The organism is Nocardia sp. NPDC003345 (assembly GCF_053589395.1).
On the sequence record NZ_JBSFRU010000022.1, the window covers coordinates 24,167 to 36,191 of the forward strand.

Genomic DNA, 12,025 nt, shown 5'->3' on the forward strand with positions numbered 1-12,025 from the left:
CGAGGCTCAGCGCATCTCCCCCGCGCCCGCGTACGGATGCGGGCTCACCAGGGGCGCGCCCTCGGCGAAACGGGAGTAGCGGAAGTCGGCGGCGTCGACGCCGGGGAGGTCGGTTTTTCCGGCGGTGAGCAGATCGGCGGCCAGCCGCCCCACGGCGGGCGAGATCTTGTAGCCGTGCCCGGAGAAACCCGTGGCCAGGAACAGCCCGTCCACCGGCGCGGGCCCGATGATCGGGTTGTAGTCGGGGGTCACGTCGTAGGCGCCGACGTAGGACCCGGTGATCCGCGGATCGGGCATCTCCGGCAGCCGGTGACCGAGTTTGCCGATCACGGTGTCTACGGTGGCCTCGTCCGCGCGGTTCACGTAGCGGTCGGGGTCGATGTACTCCGGGGCCCGATGATCGGAATTACCCACCAGCAGCTCGCCGTTGGGTTCCCGGCACAGATACGACAGCCCGGCCAGGTCGGAGAGCACCGGGACCCGCGGCAGCGGCGCGCCCTGATCCACCAGGATCAGTTGCGCCCGCTGGGCGCGCACATCCACCTCCACCCCGGCGCTCGCCGCGAGACCGGGCGTCCACGGCCCCGCGGCCAGAACCACTGTCCCGGCGTGGATCTCGGTCCCGTCGCCGAGCCGTACTCCCACCACCGCGCCGTCCGGTCCGGTGATCAGCTCCCAGACCGGTGTGGTCTGCCGGATACAGACGCCGAGCCGGCGGGCGGCGGCGCCGAACGCCATACCCGCGAGGTAGGCCTCACCGCGACCACCGAGCGGTTCGTAGGCGAAGGCCGCGAAATCCTCGATGTACAGCCCGGGCCACAACTGGGCCATCTCCGCGTGGTCGATGAACCGGACGTCGATGCCGAGCCCCTGCATCATGGCGACATTGGCGCGCAGCGGGGCGATATTGTCCGCGCCCACGCCCACCACATAGCCGCACCGCTGGTAACCCATATCGTCGCCGAACAGTTCGGCGGCCCGGGTGAAGACGTCCACCCCGTACCAGGCCATGGCCGCCAGTGAGGGCACGCCGTAGTGGCAGCGCACCACCCCGCTGGACTTACCGGTCATTCCCGAGCACAGGGTGTCCCGTTCCAGCACCATGACGTCGGTTTCCCCACGGTCGGCCAGCGACCACGCGATGGCCAGCCCCTCGAGCCCGCCGCCGACGATCACATAGTTATGGGTTTCCCGCACCGGCATCCTCGCTAGGGTTTCCTGTGGCTATCTTCTGTCCTTTCCCATGAAACTTCCGCTAGATGACGGCCGAGTTACGTCCGGGTCAGTACCGCGTCACGTGAAAACTGGTGCGCAACGGGGCGGGAGTTAACACGAAAGTCACCCGCGGATCGATTTCCGCAACGTAACGGGACGTCTACTGATAGACGAACCGGTCCACTATCGCGAGACGATCGGCACCGGACGCAACGAAGATGAGGGAAACATGACAGAAGCCATCGCCGCGGCCGATACCGCGTGGATACTCGCGGCATTCGCCGCCGTCAGCCTGATGGTGCCCGGCCTCGCCATGTTCTACGGCGGCATGGTCGGCATCAAGAACACACTCAATATGGCCATGATGACCTTCGGCGCTTTCGCCGTGGTCGGAGTGCTGTGGATCCTCTTCGGATACTCGGCCGTCCTGGGCAACTCACTCGGCGGCATCGGCCTGCTCGGCGACCCGTTCGAATACTTCGGCTCCTCCGATATGCTCACCGCGCCCGCCGAACCCGGCCTGCCGCCGGCTCTGGTCTCGGGATTCCAGTTGCTGTTCGCCGTGATCACCGTGGCCCTCATCTCCGGCGCGGTGGCCGACCGGATGAAATTCGGCGCCTGGATGCTGTTCGCCGGAATCTGGGCGACGCTCGTGTACTTCCCGGTGGCGCACTGGGTCTTCGCGTTCGACTCCGAGGACGGATCGGTGGTCGGCGGCTGGATCGCGAATACGCTGGGCGCGATCGACTTCGCCGGTGGTACCGCCGTCCACATCAACGCCGGCGTCGCGGCGCTGGCGCTGGTGCTGATCCTCGGTAAGCGCGGCCTGTTCCCGAATCCGCCGCGGCCGCACAACCTTCCGCTGACGATGCTCGGTTCCGGCATGCTGCTGTTCGGCTGGTTCGGGTTCAACGGCGGCTCCGCTCTCGCGGCGGGCAACAGCGCCTCGGTGGTCGTCCTGAACACCGTCGCCGCCGCGTCGGCCGGTATCTGCGGCTGGCTGATCGTGGAGAAACTGCGCGCCGGGCACGCCACCTCGCTGGGCGCCGGCTCCGGACTCATCGCCGCGCTCGTCGGAATCACCCCCGCCTGCGGCGCCGTCTCCCCGATCGGCGCGCTGATCATCGGCGCGGCGGCCGGCGCGGTGTGCTGCCTGGCGGTATCGCTGAAATTCCGGTTCGGCGTGGACGATTCCCTCGACGTGGTCGGCATCCACCTCGTCGGCGGCATTCTCGGCACCGTTCTCATCGGCCTGCTCGCCGATCCCGCGGCGCCCAACGGCGTCGCCGGGCTGTTCTACGGCGGCGGGGTCGATGTGCTCTGGCGCCAGGTCGTGGCGGTGCTCGCCGTCCTCGCGTTCACCTTCGTGGTCACCGTCGTCATCGCGAAGGTCATCGATATGACGCTGGGCCTGCGGGTCCCGGCCGAAAGCGAGCTCGAGGGCCTGGACGTCTCGGTCCACGGCGAGATGGCCTACGTCCTGGAACTCGCCGCGGCCGAGGCCGGGAAGCCGGTCCGGCCCGCCGAGGCGGTGGCCGCGGCCGAATCGCTCACCGCCGACGCGGCGGCCCGTGCGCACGTGAACGACTGACACCCCTCCCACCACGGGCCGGTCCCCCTCCTTCCCCGGGGACCGGCCCGTTCACTTCTCCTCGTGATTGTCCGGATAGGCGGTCACCGCGAGGAAGCGAATCGGCAGCCGCACCAGATCGTTGGGGCCGTGGATCCCCTCCCCGTCGAGCAGCAGCGAATCCCCCGGCCGCAGCGTGTACTCCGCGGTGCCGTGGCCGTAGACCATCACCCCCTCGAGCATGTAGATCAACTCCGTACCCGCGTGCTGGAAACGCGGGAACACCTCACTGTCACTGGTGAGCGTCACCAGCACCGGTTCCAGCCGCTTGTGCTGACCGCGCAGCGAACCGAGCAGCTCGTAGTGGTGCCCGATCCGGGTGCCGCGGCCCACGATCACCGCCCCCTGCCCCGCCGCGACATAGACGGCCTCCCGGACGGTGTCGGCATCACGGAACAACGAGGTCACCGGCACATCGAGGCCGGCGGCGAGCCGGGCCAGGGTCGAAAGACTGCACGAGGTCTGCGCGTTCTCGATCTTCGACAGCATCGCCTTGGAAATGCCGACCCTGGCGGCCATATCGGCGACCGACAGCCCGCTGGACCGGCGCAGGGCCCGGACCTGCCGCGCGATCGCCGCTTCCAGATCACCGCCGGTGGGCGGGGCGCCGATCACCTCCCGCTGCACCGGCGCCGGATCACCGGTATCGCGGTGGATCTGCTGGGTTCGCGGCGTGCTATCGGTCATCGACCAACTTTAGTCGAGGTTTACTGCTAGTGGACAGCGGGACGCGTCACAGTCATGCTGCCGATCCATTACGCCGCCCAACCCGCACAGCACAGCGATGATTTCGACTCTCGACGTCCGCGTTACGGATAGGAAATATCACACCAGTTTCATTGAAGGAAACACTGATTCTTCTAGCAATCCATCTCGGCGGCAGAAAACAATGAACGCAGCGGACACGCCCACCCCCCGACCTCCCGCGTGACCAGCGGCGCCCGGAAAGACCTGCCGCGAATGCCCGTCGCGGAGTTCCGCGGCACCGGGCCCGGACACTCCGCCGCCGATCCGGGTTGACGCGGCAGCGGATCAGCGTGGTGCGCGCAGCATCCGGCCCGCCGCCGCCACCGCGGGCGCGGAGCTTCCGGCGTCCGCGACGAATACGGCGAAGGCGAGATCATCCTGGATTCCGATGAACCAGCCGTGCGCCGAGGTGTTGTCACCGTATTCGGCGGTCCCGGTCTTCCCGAGCAGACCCGGAATATCGGCCAGCTGGGTGGCGGTGCCGGCGGTGACGGTTTCCCGCATCATCGTCTTCACCTGGTCGGTGACCGTGGCCGGCAGCGGCGCGGGCGTGCGATCGGGTGTGCCCGGCGATCCCGCCACCACGACCGGCGTGGGTGGTGACCCGTGCGCGACCGACGCGGCGACCAGCGCCATCCCGAACGGGGACGCGGTCACCTGTCCCTGACCGATACTGGATTCCACCCGCTGGGCGGGGTTCTCCGCGGCGGGCACGCTGCCGGTCACAGTGGTCAGCCCGGGCGTCACGTAGTCCACACCGAGTCCGAGGCGTTCGGCGGTGGTCGTCAACGCGTCCGGCGGTAATCGCACCGCGAGCCCGGCCATGGTGGTGTTGCAGGAGCGCGCGAAGGCGGTGTGCAGCGGTACCTGCCCGAGATCGAAGCTGTCGTCGTTGGGGATGCGGCGGCCCTCGATATCGGCTACCCCCGGGCACGGGAGCACCGTATCGGGTGTCGCGAGACCGGCGTCGAGAACCGCGGCGGTGGTGACCGTCTTGAAGGTCGATCCGGGCGGGTACAGGCCGGTGAGCGCGATCGGGCCCTGCGCGTCGGCCGCACCGTTCTGCGCCGCGGCGAGGATCTCCCCGGTCGACGGACGCAGCGCGACTATCGCCGCCGGCGAAGCGAGCGGATCGAGGGCGCTGTCCGCGGCCCGTTGCAGACCGATATCGAAGGTGGTGCGGATATCGGTGGTCGGTCGCGGGTCCGCTCCGGCGATCCGCTGTACCCCGTCGCCGGTGCCGGCCCGCACGGTCCAGCCCGCCGCCGCGTCGGCCTGCTGCTGCCAGAGCTCACCCAGCCCCGACAGGGTCGGCGAGGCCAGCGTCTTGTCCGTGGTGAGCAGCCGCGTCTGCGGCGCCAGGGTGGCACCGCGCGTCGCGGCCAGGGGTTCGCGGATCGGCGCGATATCGGCCTCGCGCAGGCTGATCGCAGTGACCGGTTTCCCCTGGGCAGCGGTCAGATCGGAATCGAGGGACGCGGCGGTGATGCCCGGGGCCAGCGGGGCCAGCAGGCCCGCGACGGCGGCCGTATCGGCATCCGGCGCGAGTTGCACCAGCGTGACCACCTGCTGGGTCATCAGATCGCCGCCCGCCGCGTCGAGTACGCGGGCGGGTTCGGGATAGACCGGCGCCGCCGACAGCGCACCGGTCTCGAGCCCGGGTGCGACCGTCGCCGGATTCCATCGGACCCGCCACCCGGCGTCGGTCTCCGTGGCGCTACCGGTGGTCCGGTACTTCCATTCCGCCGCGTTCCCGGCGACCGGCTTCCAGGTGGCGTCCAGGGTGAAGGTGTCGTCGGCGACACCGCTCACCTCGAAGGTCGCCTCCTTGCCCAGTCCGTCGTAGAGACCGGTGAGGCTTTCGGCGGCACGGGCCGGGTCGTCGGTGAGATCGGCCGCCGCGCGGATATCGTCGGCGGTCAGCGCCGCGGCGAAACTCCCGGCGACGGTATCGGGTTCCGGCGGTCCGGACGAGCATCCGGCCAGGGCGGGACCGAGCGCGGTCAGCAGGGCCGTCGACAGGACCATGATTTTCCGATCGATGCGCATCGTCTCCGACTGTATCGCCCGCTCGGCCGCCGCCCGTGCGGCTATCGTCCGGCCGTCGCGTCGCGCAGGCTGCCGGGCCGCATATCGGTCCAGTTCCGTTCGACGTATTCGAGGCAGGCGGTCCGGGTGCTCTCCCCGAACACCACCTGCCACCCGGTCGGTACCTCCGCGAACGCGGGCCACAGCGAATGCTGCCGCTCGTCGTTCACGAGTACGAGGAACCGGCCGTCCTCGTCGTCGAAAGGGTTCGTGCTCATATCGGTCTACCCGCTTCCGTGCTCGTCGGTTGTCCTGGGCGGTATGCCGTGACCGGTCATCCGGACCGGACGGCGTAGATCTCGTGCAGATCGGTCCCCCGCAGGCTCGGGTCCTGCCGGGTGTCGGCGGTCATCCCGTGCCGCGCCAGCAGTTCCCGTACCCGGTCGAGCCGCCCGTCCGTATCGTGGACCTCGGCGACGACCGTGCGGATCCGCGGCCAGTCCGCGTCGGCGATACCGCGCAGCACATCCAATTCGGCGCGTTCGACATCGACTTTGAGCAGGCCGACCTCGGCCCCCTCGCCGTATGTGGCCAGCAGCGCCGATACCGTGGTCACCGGGACCTCGATCCGCTCGCCGCGGTGCAGGCCATCGGTGATGAGTTCGATCGCCGCGTCGTCGAGTCCGCTGTTGCGCAGGAAGGTCCGGGTGGCGTCGTCGTCCTGCTCGCGGTCGGCGTAGAACCCCGAATTGGCCGGTGCCTGCGGATACCAGGTGAGCGGCAGCACGCCCGGTTCGGCGCCGAGCGCGGTCCGCAGGGCCGTGCCCTCGGGCACGTGCTCACTCATATTGTGTTCCAGGCATTCGTAGGTCACCGGAACGGGTTCGGCGGCGAGCACCCGGACTCCCGGGCAGGTCTCGGCGAACAGCATGGCGCTCAACCCGATATTGGCACCCACATCCAGCACCAGGTCCCCGGACCGCAGCCGGGCGGCGGCCCGGCGGTAGAAGCCGGTCGCCGCGGTCACCTCACCCCACAGGAACCGGGCCTCCGCCGGGCTCGGGCACCGTACGGTCCGTCCATCTTCGAGGCGCAGGGTCTGCGGGGTGTTGTGCGTGGTCTCGGTGTTCAGCATTGATTCGCGATCCTTTCTATGGTCGATCCGACGACGGCCAGCGCCGCCGGACCGCTCATCTCGAGGTGGCGGGCGTCGACGACCATGTTGTGCACCGTTCCGGTGACGACGTCACGCCAGTCCCGGGCGAGCGCGTCGGGGTCGGGCCGGTCCCGGCCGGCGGTGAAGAAGAGCAGGTCGCCGTCGAAGGTTTCCGGCCGGTGCCGGCCGGAGATCCCGGCGGCGGTCTCGAAACTCGCCATCACCCGGTCGACCTGCTCGGCGGTGAACATCCCGGTCCCGATCACCTGTTCCCGGACCACGGCCCAGGCCTGTTCGGCCGTATCGGCCCGGACCTCGGCACCCAGGTCGAACAGTTCGCGCCACCCGCCGAGCAGGTCGGCGACGACCGCACCGGCGGGCCGCTGCGCCGCGGTATCCGCCGCCGCGGCGCCGATTCCGCTGTCCAGGAGGGCCAGGAGCTCGACCCGCGCGCCCTGCTCCTGCAGCCGGACCGCCACGGCGTGGGCGATCTGCCCGCCCAGTGACCAGCCGAGCAGATGGTATGGCCCGTCGGGTCGCACCCGGCGGATCTCGGCCGCATACCGGTGTGCCAGTTCGGCGACCGATTCCGCGAGCGGTTCCGCGGCGACCACATGCGGATCCTGCAGACCGTAGACCGGCCGGTCCGGGTGCAGATGTTCGACCAGGCCGCCGTAGAACCACGCCAGCCCACCCGCGGGATGTACGCAGAAGAGGGGGGCCCGGTCTCCGGCCGCCCGCAGCGGCAGCAGTACCTGCAGCCCCGACCCGCCGCCGGCCGCCTCGTCGGCCCGCAGCGCCAGCGCCCGCGGGGTGGCGTCGTCGAACATCCAGGGCAGCGCGAGCGTCACACCGTGGTCCCGCAGTCCGGTGACCACCATGGTGGCCAGCAGCGAATTACCGCCCAGATCGAAGAATCCGTCGGTGACTCCGACCCGGTCGACGCCCAGCACCTGGGCATACACATCGGTGATGGCCTTCTCGGTCGCGGTGGACGGTGCCACGAACTCCTGTCCGGCGGTACCGAAATCCGGGGCGGGCAGGGCCGACCGGTCCAGTTTGCCGTTGACGGTGAGCGGCAGGTCGGGCAGCACCATCACCACCGCGGGCACCATATAACCGGTGAGCACCTCGGCGGCGGTCCGCCGGATCGCCGCCGGATCCGGGCGGTGCCCGTCGCCGGCGACCACATAACCGATCAGCTGTTCCACGTCCCGTTCGTGGCGGTGCACCGCCGCGGCCGCCCGGGCCACCCCGGGATGACGGAGCAGGGCCGATTCGACCTCGCCCAATTCGACGCGGTAGCCACGCAACTGGATCTGGGCGTCGGCGCGCCCGGCGTACACGAGTTCGGGTCCGGACGCGCCGTCGCGCCACCGGCCGATATCCCCGGACCGGTAGAGCCGGGTGCCCGCCGGGCCGAACGGATCTGCCACGAACCGGCCCGCCGTGAGCCCGGCGGCGCCCCGGTAGCCGCGTGAGAGCTGGTCACCGGCCACGTAGATCTCGCCCGGCATCCCGATGGGCACCGGCCGCAGGCGGTCGTCCAGCAGATACACCCGCATACCGGGCAGCGGGGTCCCGATCCCGGCCACCGCCGTCCCGGTGATCTCGGCGGCGGTGACATGCACGGTGGTCTCGGTGATGCCGTACATGTTCACCAGCCGCGGCCCGGTGGGCCCGTACGTGCCGAACCAGCCCGCCAGCCGGGTCGCATCCAGTGCCTCACCACCGAATACGACGTAGCGCAGGGGCAGCGCACGCCGGGCCGGATCCGCGGCCCGGCGTTCCCGTTCCGCGGCCGCGAAACCGTAGAAGGCCGAGGGGGTCTGGCTCAGGACTGTTACGCCCTCCCGTTCGACCAGTTCCACCAGGGCCTGCGGGGTCCGGGCCACATCGCGGTCGACGACCACCACCCGGCCGCCGGTCAGCAGGGCGCCCCACATCTCCCACACCGCGAAATCGAAAGCGTAGGAATGGAACATCGTCCAGACGTCGTCCGGCCCGCAGTCGAAGTGCCGGGCCGCGTTGGTGAACAGCGTGACCGCCTGGCGGTGGGCGACGGTGACCGCTTTGGGGCGACCGGTGGACCCGGACGTGTAGATCACATAGGCCACATTGTCCGGCCGGGCCGGCGACCACGCCGGCACCGCCGGGTCCGGTTGCCCGGCGCAGTCGGCCACCAGCAGGACCGGAGCCGCGCACTCGGGCACCGCCGGGGCCGTTTCCGCCGCGGCGAGGATCGCCACCGGCCGGGCGTCGTCCAGCACGAAGCGCAGCCGTTCCGGTGGATAGGACACATCCAGCGGCAGATATCCGGCCCCGGTCCGCACGACCGCCAGCAGTCCGGCGACCAGATCCACCGACCGCGGCAGCGCTACCGCCACCAAGGTCTCCGGTCCCGCGCCGAGCGCGACCAGCCGGGCCGCGATCGTCTCCGCCCGCCGGTCCAGTTCCGCGTAGGTCAGGCCGGATACCGCGTCGGTCACCGCGATCGCGTCGGGGCTGTGCGCGACGCGGGCGGCGAACAGTCGCGCCAGTGTCGTCTCCGCGACCTCCGCACCGGCGGTCCCGGCCGCCGCGAGCACCGCCCGCCGCTGGGGCGCGTCCAGGAGTTCGATATCGCCCACGGCGATCTCGGGATCGGCCGTCACCCGGTCCAGGATCCGGACGAGGGTGTCGGCGAACCGGGCCATCGTCGGCTCGTCGAACAGATCCGCGGCATAGGTGAGTTTGCCCGCCATCCCGTCCGGCTCGCCCCGCTCGCCGAACCGTTCGACGAGTTTGACGTTCAGATCGGCCTGCGCCTGCTCGTAGCCGCTGTCCACCGGTTCGACGGTGAGATCGGGCAGCCGCAGCCCCGCCCCGCCCAGACTCTGCACATCCAGGGTGACCTGGTAGAGCGGCAGATGCGCGGTCGACCGCGGCGGATTCAGTGCCTCCACGACCTGTTCGAACGGCACATCGGCGTGCCCCAGCGCCGCCAGATCCGTGTCCCGGGTGGCGGTGAGCAGACCGGCGAACGACTGCCGCGGCTCGACCTGCGTACGCAGCACCAGCGTATTGACGAACATGCCGATCAGATCGTCGAGTTCGCGCGCCCCGCGCCCGGCCACCGGTGTTCCGACGGAGATATCGGTGGCCGCGGCCAGCCGCGCCAGCAGCACCGACAGCGCGGCATGCAGCACCATGAACACGGTCGCGTCGGCGGCCCGCGCCACGGCGCCGATCCGGGCCCGCAACTCGGCGGAGATCTCGAATTCCACCGCCTGCCCGCGCAGCGACGCCACCGGCGGCCGGGGCCGGTCGGTCGGCAGTTCGAGTAGCTCCGGCGCACCGCCGAGGGTCTCTTTCCAGAAGCGGAGCTGACGGGCCAGCACCGAATCGGGATCGTCGGGTGCGCCCAGTACCTCGTGCTGCCACAGTGCGTAGTCCGCGTATTGCACCGGCAGCGGCGGCCAGTCCGGGACGCTGCCCGCACGGCTCGCCAGATAGGCCGCCGCCACATCGCGGGCCAGCGGCAGCATCGACTGCCCGTCCGCGCAGATATGGTGCACGGTGATCATCAGGACGTGTTCGCGCGCGCCGAGCGCGAACAGCTCGATCCGCAACGGCGGCGCCTGCGTCACATCGAAACCCGTCGTCACCGCGGCGTACGCGTGCTCGAGCAGCCGGTCGGCGTCGACCTGCACCGGATCGAGCCGCGGCGCGACGAGTTCCGCCGCGACGGTGACCTGGTGCGGGGTCCCGTCGGTCATGGGGAATCGGGTGCGCAGCGATTCGTGCCGGTCGATGACGAGCCGGCACGCCTGCCGCAGCGCGCCGAGATCCAGTTCGCCCCGCAGCCTGATCACCAGCGGGATGTTGTAGGCGCCGACGCTGGTGTCGAACTGGTTGAGGAACCACATCCGCTGCTGCGCCGGCGACAGCGGTACGAGATCCGGGCGCGGACGCGGTGTCAGCGGCGCCCGGCGGTCGGGCCCGAAACCGGCGACGGCGGTGGCGAGTCCGGCGACGGTGGAGTTCTCGAACAGATCGCGGACACCGATCCGCACCCCGAACGCGGTGCTCAGCTGTGCGGCGGCCTTCGTCGCGGACAGCGAATTACCGCCGAGATCGAAGAAGCTTTCGGTGGCGCCCACCTCGCCCGTACCCAGAACGGTCTCGAACACCTCCGCGATACGGCGTTCGGTATCGCCGCGCGGTGCCACCCGCTCCCGCCCGGCACCGAAATCCGGTGCGGGCAACGCCCGGCGATCGAGTTTGCCCGTGGTGGTGAGCGGCAGTTCCGGGAGAACGACGAAGGTGTCGGGCACCATATGGGCCGGCAACCGGTCGCGGACCAGCGACCGGATCCCGTCGGGGTCCTCGCCCGGCGATCCGGCGAGATAGCCGACGAGTCGGTCGGTGCCGCGGTCGTCGGGCCGCAGCACGACCACCGCCCGGTCCACGCCGGGCAGCCCGGCCAGCACGGTCTCGATCTCGCCGAGTTCGATCCGCTGGCCACGGATCTTCACCTGGAAATCGCTGCGGCCCAGATACTCGAGGGTGTTGTCCGGGGTCCAGCGCACCAGATCGCCGGTGCGGTACATCCGCTCGCCCGGCGCGCCGAACGGGTCGGCGACGAAGGCCGCCGCGGAGGCTCCGGGACGGCTCACGTACCCCCGGGCCAGCTGGCGGCCGGCCAGGTACAGCTCCCCGACCACCCCGCCCGGTACCGGACGCAGCCACCGATCCAGTACCAGCGCTTCGACTCCGCGGATCGGCGCGCCGATCGTCACGGGCCTGCCGGGTACGAGCTCATCGCTCATACAGGCCAGGATGGTGGTCTCGGTGGGGCCGTATCCGTTGAGCAGGCGCCGACCGGGCGCCCAGGTGGTCACGATATCCGCCGGTACCGCCTCGCCACCGGCCGCCAGCACCCGCAGTGTCCGCGCCGCGTCCGGGTCGAGGGTGGCCAGCACGCTCGGGGTGAGGAAGGCGTGGGTGATCCGCTGCGCGCGCAGCAGTTCCGACAACTCCGGCCCCGCGAACACATCCGGCGGCGGCAGCACCAGCACCGCCCCGTTGGGATGGGCCAGCAGCACCTCGAGGACGACCACATCGAAACCGGGAGCCGAGGCGTGCACGATCCGCGATCCGCTGTCGACACCGAAGCGGTCCCGCTGCTCGGCCGCGAAATTCGCCAGCCCCTCGTGGGTGAGCGCGACCCCCTTCGGGACACCTGTCGATCCCGAGGTGTAGATCAC

General features: G+C 70.4%; 7 protein-coding genes. 1 reads left to right on the plus strand and 6 read right to left on the minus strand.

Annotation, left to right across the window (positions count from 1 at the left end; genetic code table 11):
- Positions 1–6: 6 nt before the first annotated feature.
- Complete coding sequence (locus ACWDU1_RS04930; RefSeq protein ID WP_449995956.1) at positions 7–1,197, minus strand: NAD(P)/FAD-dependent oxidoreductase; 1,191 nt, start codon at positions 1,195–1,197, stop codon at positions 7–9.
- Between the two features lie 247 nt (positions 1,198–1,444).
- Between ACWDU1_RS04930 and ACWDU1_RS04935 the strand changes: the two genes are divergently transcribed.
- Entirely contained in the window at positions 1,445–2,806 is a 1,362-nt protein-coding gene (locus ACWDU1_RS04935) for an ammonium transporter (protein ID WP_449995957.1), read from the plus strand.
- A gap of 51 nt (positions 2,807–2,857) precedes the next feature.
- On the opposite strand, the gene ACWDU1_RS04940 is transcribed toward ACWDU1_RS04935, so the two are convergent.
- The 5 genes from ACWDU1_RS04940 to ACWDU1_RS04960 all read right to left on the minus strand — a co-directional run.
- Positions 2,858–3,532 carry a helix-turn-helix domain-containing protein gene (locus ACWDU1_RS04940; RefSeq protein ID WP_449995958.1) on the minus strand — a complete coding sequence of 225 codons (675 nt, stop codon included), beginning with the start codon at positions 3,530–3,532 and terminating at the stop codon, positions 2,858–2,860.
- A gap of 345 nt (positions 3,533–3,877) precedes the next feature.
- Positions 3,878–5,641, minus strand: a complete 1,764-nt coding sequence (locus tag ACWDU1_RS04945) for a penicillin-binding transpeptidase domain-containing protein (RefSeq protein WP_449995959.1) — start codon at positions 5,639–5,641, stop codon at positions 3,878–3,880.
- A gap of 41 nt (positions 5,642–5,682) precedes the next feature.
- Complete coding sequence (locus ACWDU1_RS04950; protein ID WP_449995960.1) at positions 5,683–5,898, minus strand: MbtH family protein; 216 nt, start codon at positions 5,896–5,898, stop codon at positions 5,683–5,685.
- 56 nt (positions 5,899–5,954) lie between these two features.
- Positions 5,955–6,755 (minus strand): FkbM family methyltransferase, encoded by an 801-nt coding sequence (locus ACWDU1_RS04955; protein ID WP_449995961.1) that lies wholly within the window; start codon positions 6,753–6,755, stop codon positions 5,955–5,957.
- The coding region (locus ACWDU1_RS04960; protein WP_449995962.1) for an amino acid adenylation domain-containing protein at positions 6,749–12,025 on the minus strand (5,277 nt) is incomplete at its 5' end. The genes ACWDU1_RS04960 and ACWDU1_RS04955, both read right to left, overlap by 7 nt.